The organism is Pseudomonas sp. TH07 (assembly GCF_016651285.1).
In the GTDB taxonomy this organism is placed as follows: domain Bacteria; phylum Pseudomonadota; class Gammaproteobacteria; order Pseudomonadales; family Pseudomonadaceae; genus Aquipseudomonas.
The window spans coordinates 2,009,134-2,027,964 of the sequence record NZ_JAEKED010000001.1 but is presented as its reverse complement, the minus strand read 5'-3'; the positions used below and the strand labels follow the sequence as shown (position 1 = coordinate 2,027,964).

The following is an 18,831-nucleotide window of genomic DNA, read 5'->3' as shown; positions in this document are numbered from 1 at the left end:
CTCTGAAAGCGGTTACTCCAGAGCCTTCCAGATTTCCGTGGCGTACTCGCGAATGGTTCGGTCCGAAGAGAACCAGCCCATCCGCGCACTGTTGAGCACTGCCGAACGCCACCATTCCTTGGAATCGTGCCAGCGCTCTTCGACCCGGGCCTGGGCGGCCCAGTAGGAATCGAAGTCGGCACAGACCAGGAAGCGGTCGTAGTCAATCAGTGAATCGATAAGCCCGGTGTAGCGCGACGGATCGTCCGGCGAAAACACCCCGCCACGGATGGCTTGCAACACATCGTTGAGCCGATGGGAGGCGGCGATATCCGGCACCGCGCTGAACTCGCCGTTACGCTTGCGGGCTTCCACCTGCTGGGCAGTGAGGCCGAAGATAAACATGTGATCGGCGCCCACGCGCTCGCACATCTCGACGTTGGCGCCGTCCAGGGTGCCGATGGTCAGCGCGCCGTTCAGGCCGAACTTCATGTTGCTGGTGCCCGAGGCTTCGAAGCCCGCGGTGGAGATCTGCTCCGAGAGGTCGGCCGCCGGGATGATGCTTTCCGCCAGGCTGACGTTGTAGTTGGGCAGGAACACCACCTTGAGCAGGCCGCGCACGGTGGGGTCGTTGTTGACCGTGCGCGCGATGTCGTTGGTCAGCTTGATGATCAGCTTGGCCTGGTGATAACTGGCGGCGGCCTTGCCGGCGAAGATCTTCACCCGCGGCACCCAGTCGGTTTCCGGCTCGGCGCGGATCGCCTGGTACAGCGCCACGGTGTGCAGCAGGTTGAGCAACTGGCGCTTGTACTCGTGGATGCGCTTGACCTGCACATCGAACATGGCCGCCGGGTTGACCGAAATCCCCAGGCGCTCATGAATGATCGCCGCCAGGGCGCGCTTGCTGTGCAGGCGCTGCTCGGCGAACTGTTTGCGGAACCCGGGTTTTTCGGCAAAGGGCTCCAGCTTCAGCAGCAGCTCTTCGGGGTTGTCCAGCAACTCGGGGCCGACCGCCTCGACCATCATCGCCGTCAGTTGGGCATTGGCCTGGTACAGCCAGCGGCGGAAGGTGATGCCGTTGGTCTTGTTGTTGATGCGTTCCGGATACAGCTTGTGCAGCTCCGAAAACACCGTGCTGCGCATCAGTTGGGTGTGCAGCCCGGACACGCCGTTGACGCTGTGGGAGCCGAGAAACGCCAGGTTGCCCATGCGCACCCGACGGCCATTGTCTTCCTCGATCAGCGACACCGCGCGCAGCACGTCGAAGTCATGGATGCCCTTGGCCCGCAGCGAATCGATGTGCTGGGCGTTGATCAGGTAAATGATCTGCATATGCCGCGGCAGCATGCGTTCCATCAGGCCGACCGGCCAGGTTTCCAGGGCTTCGGGGAGCAAGGTGTGGTTGGTGTAGGCCAGGGTTTCCACGGTGACTTGCCAGGCCGCATCCCAGGCGATGTCGTGCAGGTCGACCAGCTGTCGCATCAGTTCGGCCACGGCGATCGAGGGGTGGGTGTCGTTGAGCTGGATCGCCGCATGCTCGCCCAGGCTGAGCACCGAGCCGTGCATGTTTTTGTGGCGACGCAGCAGGTCTTGCAGCGAGGCCGAGACAAAGAAATATTCCTGGCGCAGGCGCAGTTCCTGCCCCGCTTCGGTGCTGTCGGCCGGGTACAGCACACGGGAGATGCTTTCTGCCCGGGCGACCTCCGCCACCGCGCCCAAGTGGTCGCCGGCGTTGAAGCGTTCCAGGTGCAAGTCTTCCACCGCCCGCGCGCGCCACAGGCGCAGGGTATTCACGCTGGCACCGCGCCAGCCCACTACCGGCGTGTCATAGGCCACCGCGCGCACGGTTTCACTGGGGGTCCAGACCTGGATCGATTTGCCGCTGGCATCGAGCAGGGTTTCGACTCCGCCGCCAAAGCCGATCGGGTAGATCACCTCGGCACGCTCGAACTCCCAGGGGTTGCCGAAATCCAGCCAGTGCTCAGTCTGTTCCTGCTGCCAGCCATCGACGATGGCCTGGCGGAACAGCCCGTGCTCATAACGAATGCCGTAGCCATGGCCGGCGATGCCCAGGGTCGACATGCTTTCCATGAAGCACGCCGCCAGGCGCCCCAGGCCACCGTTGCCCAGGGCCGCATCCGGCTCCAGCAGGCGAATGCGTTCCAGGTCGACGCCCAGTTCGGTGAGGGCATCGCGCGCCACGTCGAGCAGCCCCAGGTTGCTCAGGCTGTCATACAGCAGGCGGCCGATAAGGAATTCCAGGGACAGGTAGTACACCCGCTTCTGACCCTTGCGGTAGATCTGCCGGGTGTGGTCCATCCAGTGTTCGACCATATGATCACGCGCCGCCAGGGCAATGGCTTCGAACCAGTCATGGTCAAAGGCGTGATCCGGGTCCTTGCCCACCGCGTAGGTGAGTTTGGTCAAGACGGCATCGCGGAATGCGGCTACCTCTGCTTCTCGTACAAGCGGTTCCTGAGACATCGATGCGACCTCGGGCGAGATAGAAGGAGTTGCTAGAGCCTAGACGGTCTGACAGACGGTAGACGCTCTGGTTCGGCAGTTTTTAAACTCATTCACCTTTGCGCTAATTAGATGCAGGGGCCGTGCCCGTTTATTCGCCAAAGCAGCCTTCGAGCTGAAAGCTGCAAAATATTGTTCAAAAAACCACCAATCCCGGTATGATCGCGCGCCCGGATAAAGCCCCCTCTTGGAAACCTGATGAAGCCTCAACTGATCGCCGCCGCGGAACTCGACCGTCTCGAGACCTGGCAGAAATACTCGAGCCATATGTGCGGCGGCTGTGTGTCGAGCTGCTGCACCCTGCCGGTCGAGGTGAAGATCAAGGACCTGATCCGCATCGGTATCGTCGATGAGTTCGAGCGTGGCGATCCGCCGAAGAACATCGCCAAGCGTTTGCAGAAAGAAGGCATCGTCGAGCGCTTCAACGCCAAGTCCGAGATCTTCACCCTGCAGCGCATGAGCAACGACGACTGCCTGTACCTGGATCGTAAAAGCCGCTTCTGCACTATTTATGACAAGCGCCCCGACACCTGCCGCAACCACCCGAAAATCGGGCCGCGCCCAGGCTACTGCGCCTACAAGCCCAAGGAAGTGGTGCGCGAAACCAAGCTGCGCACCCTCGAGAAGTTTTAAATAGCCTACCTGTGGCGAGGGAGCCTGCTCCCGCTGGGTTGCGAAGCGACCCCAATAAGGCTGGCGCGGTCTTTCAGGTAGATCGGGTCGATCTGCTTTAGGGCTGCTGCGCAGCCCAACGGGAGCAAGCTCCCTCGCCACAAGGTCGTTGCCAGGCCATAAAGCCCAGACAAACAAAAACGCCCCCGACCTTGCGGTCGGGGGCGTTTTTTTGCAGCTAACTAAATGACTTAGTTACTGCTTTTCTTGGCAGCGCGGGTACGCTCGCTTTCGCCCAGGATCTTCTTGCGAAGACGGATGGACTTAGGAGTGACTTCACACAGCTCGTCTTCTTGTACGAATTCCAGAGCTTGCTCCAGAGTGAAACGTACAGGCGGAACCAGAGCGATGGTTTCGTCTTTACCCGAAGCACGCATGTTGTCGAGCTTCTTGCCTTTGGTTGGGTTCACACCCAGGTCGTTGTCGCGGCTGTTCAGACCAACGATTTGACCTTCATAGATGTCCTGGCCGTGTTCGATGAACAGCTTGCCACGGGACTGCAGGGTTTCCAGCGAGTAGGTCAGCGCCTTACCGGTAGCAACCGATACCAGCACGCCGTTCTGACGGCCGGACATGTCGCCGGACTTCATCACGTCGTAACGGTCGAAGATCGAGGTCAGGATGCCTGCACCGGAGGTCAGGGTCAGGAACTCGTTACGGAAACCGATCAGGCCACGAGCCGGGATGTTGTACTCAAGGCGCACACGGCCCTTGCCATCCGGAACCATGTTGGTCAGGTCGCCTTTACGGATACCGATCTGCTCCATGATCGAACCTTGCGATTCTTCCGGCAGGTCGATGGTCACGTTTTCGTACGGTTCGTGCTTCACGCCGTCAACCATGCGGATGATCACTTCCGGACGACCAACACCCATTTCGAAGCCTTCGCGACGCATGGTTTCGATCAGTACCGAGAGGTGCAGCTCACCACGGCCGGAGACCTTGAACTTGTCAGCCGAGTCGCCTTCTTCAACGCGCAGAGCAACGTTGTAGAGCAGCTCTTTGTCCAGACGTTCCTTGATGTTACGGCTGGTCACGAACTTGCCTTCTTTACCGCAGAATGGCGAGTCGTTTACCTGGAAGGTCATGGAAACGGTTGGCTCGTCAACGGTCAGCGGCTTCATCGCTTCAACAGCGGTTGGGTCGCACAGGGTGTCGGAGATGAACAGCTGGTCGAAGCCGCTGATGCAGACGATGTCGCCGGCAGCTGCTTCTTCAACGTCGATGCGGTGCAGGCCGTGGTGACCCATCAGCTTGAGGATACGACCGTTGCGCTTCTTGCCGTCGGCGTCGATAGCGACGACCGGAGTGTTCGGCTTGACGCGACCACGAGCGATACGGCCAACGCCGATAACACCCAGGAAGCTGTTGTAGTCCAGAGCCGAGATTTGCATCTGGAACGGACCGTCACGGTCAACGGCTGGTGCTGGTACGTTGTCGACGATCGACTGGTACAGCGGGGTCATGTCTTCAGCCATATCGGTGTGGTCAAGACCAGCAATACCGTTCAGGGCGGAGGCGTAAACCACTTTGAAGTCCAGCTGTTCTTCGGTAGCACCCAGGTTGTCGAACAGGTCGAAGATCTGGTCCAGAACCCAGTCCGGACGGGCGCCTGGACGGTCAACCTTGTTGATTACCACGATTGGACGCAGGCCGGCTTCGAAAGCCTTCTTGGTCACAAAACGGGTTTGCGGCATAGGGCCGTCCTGGGCATCAACCAGCAGCAGAACGGAGTCAACCATCGACATTACACGTTCAACTTCGCCGCCGAAGTCGGCGTGGCCCGGGGTGTCCACGATGTTGATGTGGTAGCCGTTCCAGTTGATGGCGGTGTTTTTCGCCAGAATGGTAATACCGCGCTCTTTCTCCTGGTCGTTGGAGTCCATCACGCGCTCGTCGTTGAGCTCGTTGCGCTCCAGAGTGCCGGATTGACGCAAGAGTTTGTCTACCAGGGTGGTTTTACCGTGGTCAACGTGAGCAATGATGGCGATGTTGCGTAGATTTTCGATCACTTGTGTATCTCGATCAGAGGATTCGGTGTGCTGACAGGTCGTGGCAGCGATTAACGTTGCGTCCGTAAAGCCGTTACAGCTCGACGGCGGCGTCGGGGGGCCGGTGACGCAGGCCACAGGCAAACATCCCCGGGCACTTAGCTCGGTCGATAAACGCGCACATTGGCATGTCCCTCACTGAGCAAATGGTGGGCATGCAGGCGACTCATCACGCCTTTGTCGCAATAGAGCAGGTACTGGCGAGTAGGGTCCAGTTCCTTGAAACGAGCGTTCAGTGCATAAAACGGCATCGCTTGTACCTCAATGCCAGCAAGCTCCAGCGGCTGATCTTCCTGAGCATCCGGGTGACGGATGTCGATCACGATCTGACCGGCCAGCGCTTCGCTGACTTCTTCGATCTGCAAATCCTGGCCCAACTCGTCGATCACTCGATCGATCGGCACCAGCTTGGCGTTCTCGAGCGCACGCTCCAGAACCGCCATATCGAATTCTTTCTCTTCATGCTCCACGCGCGGGCGCTTGGCGTGGGTCTTGGGGTTCACCGAGATGACCCCGCAATATTCCGGCATGTGCTTGGCGAAGTCGGCGGTGCCGATTTCATTCGCCAGGTCGATGATGTCCTGCTTGTGGCTGGCGATCAGCGGGCGCAGCACCAGCTTGTCGGTCACGCAGTCGATCACGGACAGGTTCGGCAGCGTCTGGCTCGACACCTGGGAAATCGCTTCGCCGGTGACCAGGGCATCGATCTCCAGGCGGTCGGCGATTCTCGACGCAGCGCGCAACATCATACGCTTCAATACTACGCCCATATGACTGTTATCGACTTTGCCGAGAATTTCTCCCAGCACTTCCTCGAACGGCACGCTGACGAACAGCACCCGCTGGGAGCTGCCGTACTTCTTCCAGATAAAGTGCGCGACTTCCATCACGCCCAATTCGTGGGCACGCCCGCCCAGGTTGAAGAAGCAAAAATGGCTCATCAGCCCGCGGCGCATGATCTGGTACGCCGCCACCGTGGAATCGAAACCGCCGGACATCAGGACCAGGGTCTGTTCCAGGGCGCCCAGGGGGTAGCCGCCGATGCTGTTGTGCTGGTTGTGGATCACAAACAACCGTTGGTCGCGAATTTCGATGCGAACTTCGATTTCCGGCTCTTTCAGGGAGATTCCGGCGGCGCCGCACTGACGACGCAGCTGGCTGCCGACGTATTTTTCGACCTCCATGGAGGTGAATTCATGCTTGCCGGCACGCTTGCAGCGCACGGAAAAAATCTTCCCCGCCAGGGCTTCGCCGAAGTGCTGCTTGCACTTGGCGACGATGTCGTCGAAGTCACCCAGCGGGTACTCGTCGACCTGCAGGAAATGCGCGATGCCCGGCATGCAACTCAGGCGCTCGGTCATGTCCTTCAAGGATTTGGGGTCAGTGAGCGCGGTTTCAAGCTCGAGGTTGTCCCAGACACCATTGACCACCACAGCCGGGTCCAGATCGCGGAGCACGGCACGGATGTTTTTCGCCAACTGACGGATGAAACGCATCCGTACCGGGCGGCTCTTGATGGTGATTTCCGGGAAAACTTTAACGATTAGTTTCATGAAAACAGCGCGCGCAGGGCCAGCCGAAAAAGGGGGGCGCGGATTATAGCGGAAATTGCTCAAGGTTTAACCAGTTTATGTACAGATGGTTTTCGATGCACCAAAACAGGTCATTTTGATTTATCAACGCCACATTGCGGTGCGCGATTTTCCCGAAAACGGCGGATTGCACCTTTATATGCGTGAGTTTGGGGCAGAAAACCCAAGTCGGGGCACTGGCATGCAATTTGCTCCCTTGTGAGGCAGGTTGCCTTGGTCGAGTATTCGCGCCGGCATCACCCACATTCTAAGGGCACTCCACTACTTAGCCCGAAGCCACCCGGAGGACACTATGTCGAAGTCGGTTCAACTCATCAAAGATCATGACGTCAAGTGGATTGATCTGCGCTTCACTGATACCAAAGGCACTCAGCACCACGTGACCATGCCGGCCCGTGACGCGCTGGATGACGCCTTCTTCGAAGAAGGCAAAATGTTCGACGGCTCCTCCATTGCTGGCTGGAAAGGCATCGAAGCCTCCGACATGATCCTGATGCCGGACGACACCACTGCCGTACTCGACCCGTTCACCGAAGAGCCGACCCTGATCCTGGTCTGCGACGTGATCGAGCCTTCGACCATGCAAGGCTACGACCGTGACCCACGGGCCATCGCCAAGCGTGCCGAGGAATACCTGAAGTCGACCGGTATCGGCGACACCGTATTCGTAGGTCCGGAGCCTGAGTTCTTCATCTTCGACGAAGTGAAGTTCAAGTCCGACATCTCCGGTTCCATGTTCAAAATCTTCTCCGAACAAGGTTCGTGGATGTCCGACCAGGACGTGGAAGGCGGCAACCGTGGCCACCGTCCAGGTATCAAGGGCGGCTACTTCCCGGTTCCTCCGTTCGACCACGACCACGAAATCCGTACCTCCATGTGCAACGCCATGGAAGAAATGGGCCTGGTCATCGAAGTTCACCACCACGAAGTGGCGACTGCCGGCCAGAACGAAATCGGCGTCAAGTTCAACACCCTGGTAGCCAAGGCTGACGAAGTTCAGACCCTGAAGTACTGCGTACACAACGTGGCTGATGCCTACGGCCGTACCGCTACCTTCATGCCTAAGCCTCTGTACGGCGACAACGGCTCGGGTATGCACGTTCACCTGTCCATCGCCAAAGATGGCAAGAACACCTTCGCTGGCGAAGGTTATGCCGGCCTGTCCGACACCGCCCTGTACTTCATCGGCGGCATCATCAAGCACGGTAAGGCCCTGAACGGCTTCACCAACCCGTCGACCAACTCCTACAAGCGTCTGGTCCCAGGTTTCGAAGCACCCGTGATGCTGGCCTACTCGGCTCGCAACCGTTCCGCTTCGATCCGTATTCCTTACGTGTCCAGCCCTCGCGCTCGCCGTATCGAAGCCCGCTTCCCGGATCCAGCAGCCAACCCGTACCTGGGCTTCGCTGCACTGCTGATGGCTGGCCTGGACGGCATCCAGAACAAGATCCACCCTGGCGACGCTGCTGACAAAAACCTGTATGACCTGCCGCCTGAAGAGGCCAAAGAGATCCCACAAGTTTGCGGCAGCCTGAAAGAAGCCCTGGAAGAGCTGGACAAAGGTCGTGCGTTCCTGACCAAAGGCGGCGTTTTCAGCGACGACTTCATCGACGCTTACATCGCCCTGAAAAGCGAAGAAGAAATCAAGGTTCGTACCTTCGTGCACCCACTGGAATACGAGCTGTACTACAGCTGCTGATCCCGTGACGCCCGCGCAAGCGGCGTAACCAAGAGGCCTCCTTCGGGAGGCCTTTTTTATTGCCCGGCCATTGGCCGCGATTGTTCCTTCCCTCGCCCCTTCGGTGGATAATCCGCGCCTCGCGCACCCTCGGTGCGGCGCATTGACGAAGGAATGGTATGCAATGGACACGCGCGCTCGGCCTGATCGCTTGCCTGGCTTTGAGCCAGGCCCAGGCTGCGCCCTTCTACGAAGGCAAGACCCTGGCCCATCCGCTGATCACCGGCCTGGCGGAAAGCTCGGCGACCCTGGCCTTTATCAAGACGCCTGCCGGAGTACGGGGCTATTACGCGGTCGATGAGGCGCAAAGCCAGGCGCAATTGCTGGACGATTTCGGCAAGGCCTCGATCGAGTCGGTGTTCAACATCGCCCTGGATAACCAGCACCTGACACGCCTGGTGCTGTTCAAGCTGCAGGGTAACTATCACCTGCGCGCCTACCGTTATGACGACAACGACCACCTCTACAGCCGCCTGGACAATCTGCAAAAAGCCCTGGACCGCATTACCCAGGGCCAGCGCAAACTCGACGCACGCACGGTGAACCAGGCCCTGAGCCAGCTCACGCCGCTCAATTACCGGGTTTCCTACGAAGATTCGGGCATTGCCGAGTTCGACCAGCTCGACCACAGCGCCGGGACCCTGGTGGGTTACTTCGGCCAGGACGGCCAGCCCCTGGGCAATACCTCGCCAGGTGCCGAGGCCTACAGCTACAAAAAGACCTTTGGCGAAAAACAGGGGCGCTTTCTCAGCGTCACCTATCAGCGCGACCAGAGCCCGGCCCTGGTCGACGGCCCGCGCCAGCTCTACAACTACCAGGCCAGCCGCGTGACCTGGGACACCGAACCCGCGCGCCTGACCGGCAGCGAAGACGGGCCCTCCGTGGCCTACAGCGAAGACGGGGCCATCGCCTCTCGCGGGCCTTACACCCATGGCCAACGCAACGGCGAGTGGGGCTTTGCCGGACCGTCCAACAGTTGGTCCCACGGGCCCTATGTCGACGGCAAGCGCCAGGGCCAATGGAGCCTGTCCAATGAAAACGAAGGCTACGGCATGACCGGTCTGTATCGCGACGACCTGCGGGAAGGACGCTGGGACATCAAGCTGAGCGACTCCGAAGCCCTGGAAGACGGCGGCTTCGTCACCTACCTCCATGACCTGCGCAACGGCCCCAGTGAAAGCCGCGAAGGTGGCGCGGTGCTGGAGCGGGGCGACTACCGCGATGACCTGCGCCAGGGGCCCTGGCTGACCACAGCCGGCAGCGGCAGCTACGACCGGGGCCTGAAGAGTGGGCCCTGGCAACTCAAGGCCGCCGATGGTCACACCCACAGCGTCAGCTTTGTTGCGGACAAGATGCAGGGCGAACTGCGCGACACCGACGCCCAGGGCGTGCTGCGGGTCATCGAGCACTATCGCGACGGCCTGCTCTGGGGCACTCAGGAGGGTTACAACGACAGCGGCCAGTTGATGTATTCCTATGCCTACGAAAACGGCCAGCGCGAAGGTCGCTCGCTGATCTACAGCGCCGACGGCAAGGTGCTGCTGTCGGACATGAGCTACAAGAACGGCAACAAGCAGGGCCCGTACCTGACTTTCCTCGCAGACGGTTCGCCGGCCACGGTCGGGCGCGTCGAGGGCAGCGAATTCATTGGCCTGATGACCCAGCTCGATGAGCATGGCCAGATCTTTTCCGCCGCAACCCGCTGCCGCTTCCAAAGCTACCAGTCGACCGTCGGCCTCTGCGGCATGTCCCGCGAGTTCCGCCAGGGCCGGGTCACCAGCGAACGCGACTACCTGTACGGCGAGTTGCAGGAATACCGCGAATACAACGCGCAAACCGGACTCAAGACCCGAGAGCGCGTCATCGGCAAGGGTGACCAGGTCAGCGAAATCACCTACTACGACAACGGCCAGGTCGAGTGCCGGGTCAACAAGGTCGGGTTCGAGTGGATGACCATCAACCAGCAGAAGCTCAAGAACTACAACCAGGCGGTCCTGAGCGGCGAGCAGCTGTGTTACTACCCCAATGGCGTGATCAAGAGTCGCGACTTTTTCGACAAGGGCCCCACCGGTTGCAAGACCCTGTATGACGAGACCGGCAAGCAAACCTTCCCCGGCCCCAGCGGTTGCCGCAGACCGACCAGTGCCGAGGCCGTGCACTGACCGGCGCGCCTGGTACAGGTCACAATCGGCGCTCGCCAAATCCCCGCGCCCAGGGCGAGCGCTTGCCAGACCGGGCGCCTTTGCGTGCATCATGGCCGCCGACTTGCCCACAACAGCCGAGATCGCCCATGCCCCTGCACGCCATACTCTGCCTCGCCCTGACGACCCTGCTGCTGGCCGGCAACGCCTGCGCAGCCAACGCCCCGACCACTCTCGCCCCGTTGTTGAGCAGTATCGAGGCGCGCCTGGCAATAGCCGACCAGGTGGCCCTGAGCAAATGGGACAGCCATAAAGCCGTGGAAGACCGCCCCCGGGAGCGTGAAGTGATTGCCGGCGCGGTGGCCCAGGCCGCGCAATACTCACTGGCCGCCGCCGATGTTGAGCAGTTTTTTGCAGCGCAGATCGAAGCCAACAAGCTGGTGCAATACGCCCACCTGTCTGCCTGGCACCTGCAAGGCCACGCGCCGGACAGCGCCCGCCCCGATCTGCTGGGGCAGATCCGCCCGCAACTCGATCAGTTACAAAAACGCCTGCTGCAGCAACTGGCCGACTTCAGCCCGGCGCGCACCGATGCGCAATGCCCGCAGTGGCTGGCCCAGGCCACCCAGGCCGCAAGCCAGGACCCACTGCGCAGGCTGGCCCTGACCCGGGCCACGGCCGAGCTTTGTGTGTTCAAAGGTTAAGCCCGCGCCCCGCGAACGGCCCCTTGCTCTAGGCTGGGGCCCTCACCTCGCCGCCCAGGAACCCTCAGCCATGCGCGCTGCCGTTTGCTACCTGCTGCTGATCATCTGTCTGCCGGCGACGGCGCAGATCTATCAATACACCGATGCCCAGGGCAACCCGGCCTACAGTGATCAGCCGCCAAGCGACACTCGCAGCCAGGCCATTGCGCCAACGCCCACCCATGCCATTCCCGGCCCAACCCGCTTGCCGTTACCGACGCCGCCAGCTGCCGCCAGGCAGCGCACCGTTGTGGCGCGGCCCTATGAGGTGCTGCAAGTCAGTGGCTTGCCGCGCGACGGCGCATTGCGGGCCAACAACGGCAGCTTCAGCGTGCAGGTGCTGCTGCGACCGAACCTGCAAGGGCCCCATCGCCTGCGCCTGCTGTTGGACGACCAGCCCTACGGCCAACCCGGCACGGCACTGGAACTGCATCTGGAAAATATCGACCGCGGCGAACATCGCCTGGCGGTCCAGGTACTCGATGGCGAACACGTGGTGCAACAAAGCCCGAGCACCACGTTTCACCTGCTGCGGGTGCACCGGCCTTGAGGTTGAGCCCTGGGCCTCAGGCGCGCTCAATGACCATGGCCACACCCTGGCCCAACCCGACGCAGAGGCTGACCACCGCATAGCGCAGCTTGTAGCGTTGCAAGGTGCGGCAGGCGCTCAGCACCAGGCGAGCGCCGGATGCGCCCAGCGGATGACCGATGGCAATGGCCCCGCCGCCCGGGTTGACCCGAGGGTCGTCATGGCGCAGGCCCAGGACTTTGAGACAGGCCAGCACCTGCACCGCGAATGCTTCGTTGATTTCAATCAGGTCGACCTGCTCCAGGGTCAGGCCGGCACGGTGCAACGCCAGCTCGATGGCCTGATGCGGGCCGATCCCCATGATTCGCGGCTCCACGCCGACGGCGGCCGACGAAAGAATCCGCGCCATCGGGGCCACCCCATGCGCCTCGCCAATGGCGCGATTGCCGAGCAGCAGCACCGCCGCACCGTCGTTGATCCCCGAGGCATTACCCGCAGTGATCACCGAGCCCGGAGCCAGGGGCGACATTTTCGACAGCCGTTCGAAATCGGATTGCGGCCGTGGATGTTCGTCGTGGCTGACCTGCAGCACCTCGCCCTTGCGCCCCGCCGGCACCTCGACCGGCAGGATCTCGTCGTCCAGGTGCCCGGCCTGCAGGGCCGACTGGTAACGCGATTGGGACAGCGCGGCAAAGATATCGGCCTGCTCGCGGCTGATGGAAAACAGCCGCGCCAGGTTGTCAGCGGTCTGCGGCATGCTGTCGTTGCCGTAGAGCCGGACCAGACGCGGGTTGCTGAAACGCGCGCCGAGGGTGCTGTCCGCCACCTCCGCCGAGCGGCTGAACGCGCTCTCGGCCTTGGCCATGACAAAGGGCGCACGGGACATGCTTTCGACGCCGCCAGCCAGGTACAACTGGCCCTCGCCACAGGTGATGGCACGCGCCGCATCGACCACCGCCGACAGGCCGCTGGCGCACAGGCGGTTGATCGTCTGCCCGGGCACGCACCAAGGCAGGCCGGCGCTGAGCAAGGCATTGCGCGCCAGGTTGCGGCTGTCTTCGCCCGCCTGGTTGGTGCAGCCCAGAATCACCTCCTCCAGCTCATCCATCGGCAAGCCCGAGGTTTCCATCAACCGGGCCAGCAACGGCCCGACCAGATCATCCGGGCGCACCCGCGACAGGCAACCGGCATAGCGGCCGAACGGGGTACGCAAACCGCTGTAAATGTAGGCATCAAGCATGGCGCAACTCTCATGGCAGGTGGACGACAGCACTCAAGCCAGCAGCGGCTCGGGCGCCTGACACAACGACAGGCCCAGGCGCACCCGGCGCCGCAGCCAGCCACTCGGGCGATAGCGCGGCTCGCCGGTCAGGGCGTGCATGCGCAGCAGAATCTGTAACAGCCGCTCGGCACCCAATTGATCGCCCCAGGCCAGCGGTCCCTGGGGGTAACCGAGCCCCAGGCGCACCGCGGTATCGATATCGGCAACTGAGGCAATGCCTTGCTGGGCGATATCGCAAGCCAGGTTGACGATCGACGCCAGGGTTCGTTGCAGGACAAAACCGCAGCTGTCGTGGATCAGCGTCACCCGGCCACCGTCAGCACTGAACAAGTCGTGGGCAGCCAGCTGCATGTCCGGCCGGGTGCTGGGAGTGAGCATCAGGCAGCGCTGGTGATCGAGCCCGAACAAGGTATCGATCGCCACCGTGCGCGCCGGGTCGACCCCATGACGCAAGGCGGCCTCAGTGGCGTCATCGCCCAGGGGCGCCAGCAGGCACAACGCATCGCCGGATGGCCTAGGGCCGGTTTGCAGCTCCACCCCCAGGCGCTGGAGCAGGGCCAACAGACGCGCATGCCCCAGCTCGTCATCAGCGGCCATCCACACCGCCGGCGGCATACCACGTGGCGCCGATACAGAGGATGGCTGCGGAGTGTCGTGCACGCCGTCATAGCGGTAGAAACCCTGGCCACTCTTGCGCCCCAGATGGCCAGCAGCCTGCATCTGGCGCAGCAGCGGATGGGGGCGGTAGCGCGGCTCCTGGTAGAACTGCCGGTAGACCGATTCCATCACCGGCAGGCTGACATCCAGGCCCACCAGGTCCATCAGTTCGAAGGGCCCCATGGCGAATCCGGCACCGTCACGCAGCAGTGCATCGATCTGCGTCACCGACGCCACGCCCTCGCTCAAGATACGCAGGGCCTCGGTGCCAAACGCACGGCCGGCATGGTTGACGATAAACCCGGGGGAATCCTTGGCCAGCACCGGACGGTGCCCAATGTGCCGCACCAGGGCCTGCAATTGCCCGGCGATCTCGGGCGCGGTTTCCAGGCCGGCAATCACTTCCACCAGGCGCATACGCGGCACCGGGTTGAAGAAGTGCAGCCCCGCGACCCGCTGCGGGTTACGACAGGCCGCCGCGATGGCCGTGATCGACAGCGACGAGGTGTTGCTCGCCAGCAGCGCGCTGCTGTCCAGCACCTGCTCCAGTTCCCGGAACAGCTGCTGCTTGGCCTCCAGGTTTTCGACGATCGCCTCGATCACCAACTGGCAGTCGCCCAGCGCTTGCAGGCTGTGCACGACCTGTAGCTTGCCCAGCGCCTGCACCACTGCCTCCGGGCTCATGCGTGCCTTGTCCTGCAACCGGGCGAAGCGCACGTGCAGTTGCTCGCGGGCACTATCGGCGGCACCGGAACGGGCGTCGAACAGTTGCACCGTCAGCCCAGCCTGGAGCAGCACCTGGGTGATGCCCTGGCCCATGGCGCCGGCACCGACCACGCCGATGCATTGCAAGGTGTTCAGGCAGACCGACTCGCCATTCATAAAGCGCTCCCGAAAAATGAAACAGCCATGGCGCGCTTAGCCGCGCACGATGCCGCTGGCGTACAGGCCGGCGATCATCTGCGCATCCAGGCCCAGGCCTTCGAGAACCTGGCGCGTGTCCTGGCCCAGGGCCGGCGGTGCACTGCGGTAGCTGGCGGGGGTGCGCGACAGCTTCACCGGCGAGCCGACCCCGCGGTAATCGTCGATCTGCACCAGCAAGCCCCGGTGTCGGGTGTGGGGGTGGGCCACCACTTGGTCGATGGTGGCAATCGAACCGCAGGGCACCCCCAGGCCAATCAGCTGCTGGGCCAAGGCCGCGCCGTCATGGGTTTGCAGGTGGTGCTCCAGCGCCTGCTTCAGTGCCTCACGGTTGACCGAACGGCTGCCGTTGCTGGCAAAACGCGGGTCATCGAGCAAGGCACCCGCCCCCAGTTGCTCGCACAATCGGGCGAACTGGCGGTCGTTGCCCACAGCCAGGAAGATCGGCACGCTGCCGGTGCGATAGCTGTCGTAGGGCGCGATATTGGGGTGGGCATTGCCGGTGCGCTGCGGGGTCTTGCCGGCGGCGAAGAAGTTCGCCAGGTGCGGGTGCAGCAGCGACACGCCGCAATCGTAAAGGCTGATGTCCAGGGACTGCCCAAGGCCGCTGCGGTGACGTTCATTGAGCGCCAGCAGAATCCCGGCCAGGGCGTTCAGGCCGGTGACCATGTCCACAATCGGCAGCCCGATGCGCAACGGCCCGCCATCGCCTTCGCCGTTGACGCTCATCAAGCCCGCCATCGCCTGGATCACCGCGTCGTAACCGGGCAAGCCGCCCAGGGGCCCATCGCCGCCGAAGCCGGAAATCGCGCAATGGATCAGCCCCGGGAAGCGCTGGCTCAGCACCTCGGCATAACCGATCCCCCAGCGCTGCAGGGTGCCTGGCTTGAAGTTCTCCACCAGCACGTCGGCACCTTCCAGCAGTTGCATCAACAGATCCAGGCCCTCGGGCCGCGACAGGTCAACGGCGATCCCTTGCTTGTTGCGGTTCACACCCTTGAAGTACGAGGCGTCGTCACCCTCGAAGGGCGGCCCCCAGCCACGGGTTTCGTCGCCGCCCAATGGTTCGAGCTTGATCACTTCGGCGCCATGGTCAGCCAGTGCCTGGGAGCAGTAAGGGCCGCCCAGCACGCGGCTGAGGTCAATGACTTTCAGGCCCGCCAGGGCACCTTGGGTTGGGTTCATCAGTGTTCTCCAGCAAAGAGGGGAAGTGCCGTTCAGGCAGGCAGCAACTGCATGGCTTCAGCCAGCGACAGCGGACGCTCATTGGCCAGGTTCGCCAGCAGCGCGGCGTCGATCACCGGTGCCGAACGCAGCGGGTCGCGGGGCAGCAACTTGTGCTGCAGCACCAGATGGGCCAAGGCCAGGCGGCGATAGTCAGGTGCCTGTCGACAGGCTTCCCAGGCCATGAAAATCGCGCTGGCGAGGTGATACAGGGCGCTGCCGGCCTGGCGCACCTGTTCGTCCTGACGCTGCCGGGCCACCTCGTCGAAGTGGCTGACCGTACGCTGCAGGGTCACCTCGAACAGGCGCCGGCTGGGCTCCGGCAAGTCGGCTTCGGCCAGCAATTGCGCGAGCATTTTCTGCAAGGGTTCCAGGGCTTGCTCGCGGGTCACGGCGCGGGCGATATCCAACGCAACAATGTTGCTGGTGCCTTCCCAGATCGAGCCCAGATGGGCATCGCGCACCAGCCGCCCGTCGCTCCACTCTTCGATGTAACCGACCCCGCCGCGCACCTCCATGGCATCGCCGGTCACTCGCCGCGCATCGCGACAGGCGCGGAACTTGATCATCGGGGTGAGGATGCGCACACACTTGCGCGCCGCTTCATCGCCGCCATCGGCCCGAGGCAGCAACGTGGCGATCTGCATGAACATCGAGCGGGCCTGCTCGGTGGGCAGCATCATCTTCAACAACTGGCGCTGCATCAGCGGCATTTCGATCAGGTGTTTGCCGAAGGCTCGGCGCTGGCGCGCGATAAACAGCGCCTCGTTGAAGCCACGGCGCATCAACCCCGCCGCGCGCACCCCGTTGGACAGGCGCGACATGTTGACCATGTCGGCCATCTGCTGAAAACCGCGGCCGACTTCGCCGATCAGGTACGCGGTGGCCCCTTCCAGGGTGATCTCGCCACTGGCCATCGAGCGGCTGCCCAACTTGTCCTTCAGGCGCTGGATCCGGTAGGCGTTGCGCGAACCATCGGGGCGCAGCCTGGGCAGCAGGAACAGGGTGACCCCGGCCATGCCCGCCGGGGCATCGTCTGGCCGGGCCAGAACCATGGCCAGGTCGGCATCCGGGTTGGAACAGAACCACTTTTCGCCAAACAGCTGCCATTCGCCATTCTCAAGCCGCGCCCGGGTTTCGGTGCGTGACACATCGGAGCCGGCCGCCTGCTCGGTCATGAACATGGCGCCCTGGAACAGTTGGTCAAAATCCTGTGACGCCAGCTGCGGCAGGTAGCGTTCCACCAATTCCGGGGCACCGAACTTGCGCAATGTGCGGGTCAGGGAGTCGGTCATGCTCACCGGGCAGCACAGGCCGAACTCCGCCTGCACGAACAGGTAGGTCAGCGCGTACTTCACCAGCGGCAGCGCCGGCTCGGGGCGATGGCTCATGGCGGCCAGGCCCAGTTCGGCATAGGCGACACGCTCCAGCTCAACGAAGTCGGGATGCTTGGCGATGCTTTGCAGGTTTTCCCCTCGTCGGGTGCGGGGCCGCAGTACCGGGGGATTCTTGTCGGCCGACAGGGCCAGCACGTCCAGTTCGCCACCCGCCCTGGCCCCCAGGCGCTGCCAGGTCGGTAGCCACTGCCCATAGACCTGCGCCGGCAGGTAAACCTTGAGCAGCGCGGCCAGCCCGGCATCGCATTCGAATAGATTCAGGCCCCGGCTATCGGGGATGTTCAGGCTGTCTTCGGTGGCGTGTGGCTCGACGTTCATGGGGCGTCTCCTGGTTCTTGTACGCCGAGACTAGAACCGCCATCGATAAGTATCTAATACAAAATCATTCCACTACGATAAGAAAACCAAATCGTAGAGCAGGGGATCAGCATGGACCTCAAACAGTTGCGCTACTTCGTCGCCGTGGCCGAAGAACTGCATTTCGGGCGCGCCGCGACTCGCCTGTTCATCTCGCAACCGGCGCTGAGTTTCGACATCAAAAAGCTCGAGAGCCAGCTGGATATCCAGCTGCTGATCCGCAACAACAAGTCGGTGAGTTTGACCAATGCCGGCCAGGTGCTGCTCGACGAGGCGCGTTACCTGCTGCTGCGCGCCGAGCAGGCGCGGCGCCTGACCCAGCGTTCGGCCCAGGGTTTTGTCGGGCGCCTGAGTGTCGGTTTCGTCAACTCGATCCTGCACCGCGGCCTGCCCCAGGCGGTGAAGAGCTTCGAGCAGCAACACCCGGACACCGAAGTGGTGATGATGGAAATGAACAGCGCCGAACAGGTCCAGGCCCTGCAACGCGGCCAGATCGATATCGGCTTCGTGCATGGCAACACCTTTGCCGCGAGCATCCACTGCGAGCCGGTGCTGGCCGAACCCTTTCTCTGCTGCCTGCCCGAGGGACACCCCCTGGCGCAGCAACAGCGGATCGACCTGGCACAACTGGCCGGCGATGATTTCATTCTGTTTCCGCGTAACGTCTCGCCGCACTACCACGACCTGATCATCGCCCGCTGCGTGGCCGCCGGGTTCAGCCCGCGCATCCGCCATGAGACCCGGCTCTGGCAAACCGTGGTGGCGATGGTGGCTTACGAAATGGGCGTGGCGCTGGTCCCGCAGACCCTGGCCATGACTCGGCAACAAGGGGTGCATTACTGCGAGATCGAGGGCGAGGGCGCGCTTTCAGAGATCCATGCGATTCGTCATGCCGACAAACCGGCGGCCGCCGCCGAGAGTTTCCTGGCGCTGCTCAAGGCCCTGCAACAACCCGCAACAGCGGAGCCCTGAGCCCGGGCGACCATACGAAATCACGTATCAAACAATAAGTTTTAATCATTATT

The 18,831-nt window shown here is 62.4% G+C and carries 13 protein-coding genes; 6 read left to right on the top strand and 7 right to left on the bottom strand.

Annotated elements, in window-relative coordinates:
- Positions 1-12 precede the first annotated feature (12 nt).
- The gene (locus tag JFU57_RS09610; RefSeq protein WP_201129085.1) at positions 13-2,463 is read right to left on the bottom strand and encodes a glycogen/starch/alpha-glucan phosphorylase; all 2,451 of its coding nucleotides are present in this window, start codon (positions 2,461-2,463) and stop codon (positions 13-15) included.
- 237 nt (positions 2,464-2,700) lie between these two features.
- Between JFU57_RS09610 and JFU57_RS09605 the strand changes: the two genes are divergently transcribed.
- Positions 2,701-3,135, top strand: a complete 435-nt coding sequence (locus JFU57_RS09605; protein WP_020299518.1) for a YkgJ family cysteine cluster protein — start codon at positions 2,701-2,703, stop codon at positions 3,133-3,135.
- A 230-nt stretch (positions 3,136-3,365) separates the two neighbouring features.
- Here the strand turns inward: JFU57_RS09605 and typA are convergent, their stop codons facing one another.
- The gene (typA, locus tag JFU57_RS09600) at positions 3,366-5,186 is read right to left on the bottom strand and encodes a translational GTPase TypA (RefSeq protein ID WP_020299519.1); all 1,821 of its coding nucleotides are present in this window, start codon (positions 5,184-5,186) and stop codon (positions 3,366-3,368) included.
- 137 nt (positions 5,187-5,323) lie between these two features.
- Entirely contained in the window at positions 5,324-6,778 is a 1,455-nt protein-coding gene (thiI, locus tag JFU57_RS09595) for a tRNA uracil 4-sulfurtransferase ThiI (RefSeq protein WP_078469407.1), read from the bottom strand.
- Positions 6,779-7,109: 331 nt separating this feature from the next.
- On the opposite strand from thiI, the gene glnA reads away from it, so the two are divergent.
- The 4 genes from glnA to JFU57_RS09575 all read left to right on the top strand — a co-directional run bounded on the left by glnA (position 7,110) and on the right by JFU57_RS09575 (position 11,989).
- Complete coding sequence (glnA, locus tag JFU57_RS09590; protein WP_020299521.1) at positions 7,110-8,516, top strand: glutamate--ammonia ligase; 1,407 nt, start codon at positions 7,110-7,112, stop codon at positions 8,514-8,516.
- A gap of 158 nt (positions 8,517-8,674) precedes the next feature.
- Complete coding sequence (locus JFU57_RS09585) at positions 8,675-10,717, top strand: hypothetical protein (protein ID WP_201129084.1); 2,043 nt, start codon at positions 8,675-8,677, stop codon at positions 10,715-10,717.
- A 128-nt stretch (positions 10,718-10,845) separates the two neighbouring features.
- On the top strand, positions 10,846-11,400 hold the full coding sequence (locus tag JFU57_RS09580; RefSeq protein ID WP_201129083.1) for a chorismate mutase: 555 nt from the start codon (positions 10,846-10,848) through the stop codon (positions 11,398-11,400).
- 70 nt (positions 11,401-11,470) lie between these two features.
- Positions 11,471-11,989 (top strand): DUF4124 domain-containing protein, encoded by a 519-nt coding sequence (locus JFU57_RS09575; protein ID WP_201129082.1) that lies wholly within the window; start codon positions 11,471-11,473, stop codon positions 11,987-11,989.
- A 16-nt stretch (positions 11,990-12,005) separates the two neighbouring features.
- Here JFU57_RS09575 and JFU57_RS09570 read toward each other — a convergent pair whose 3' ends face one another.
- The 4 genes from JFU57_RS09570 to JFU57_RS09555 are packed head-to-tail and all read right to left on the bottom strand — an operon-like array spanning position 12,006 to position 17,767.
- Positions 12,006-13,208, bottom strand: a complete 1,203-nt coding sequence (locus tag JFU57_RS09570; RefSeq protein WP_078469402.1) for a 3-oxoadipyl-CoA thiolase — start codon at positions 13,206-13,208, stop codon at positions 12,006-12,008.
- A gap of 33 nt (positions 13,209-13,241) precedes the next feature.
- Positions 13,242-14,789 carry a 3-hydroxyacyl-CoA dehydrogenase gene (locus JFU57_RS09565; protein ID WP_201129081.1) on the bottom strand — a complete coding sequence of 516 codons (1,548 nt, stop codon included), beginning with the start codon at positions 14,787-14,789 and terminating at the stop codon, positions 13,242-13,244.
- Between the two features lie 36 nt (positions 14,790-14,825).
- Positions 14,826-16,013, bottom strand: a complete 1,188-nt coding sequence (locus tag JFU57_RS09560; protein ID WP_201129080.1) for a CaiB/BaiF CoA transferase family protein — start codon at positions 16,011-16,013, stop codon at positions 14,826-14,828.
- Positions 16,014-16,045: 32 nt separating this feature from the next.
- Positions 16,046-17,767 carry an acyl-CoA dehydrogenase family protein gene (locus JFU57_RS09555; protein WP_201129078.1) on the bottom strand — a complete coding sequence of 574 codons (1,722 nt, stop codon included), beginning with the start codon at positions 17,765-17,767 and terminating at the stop codon, positions 16,046-16,048.
- Between the two features lie 111 nt (positions 17,768-17,878).
- Between JFU57_RS09555 and JFU57_RS09550 the strand changes: the two genes are divergently transcribed.
- Complete coding sequence (locus JFU57_RS09550; RefSeq protein WP_078469398.1) at positions 17,879-18,778, top strand: LysR family transcriptional regulator; 900 nt, start codon at positions 17,879-17,881, stop codon at positions 18,776-18,778.
- The last annotated feature ends 53 nt before the right edge of the window (positions 18,779-18,831 follow it).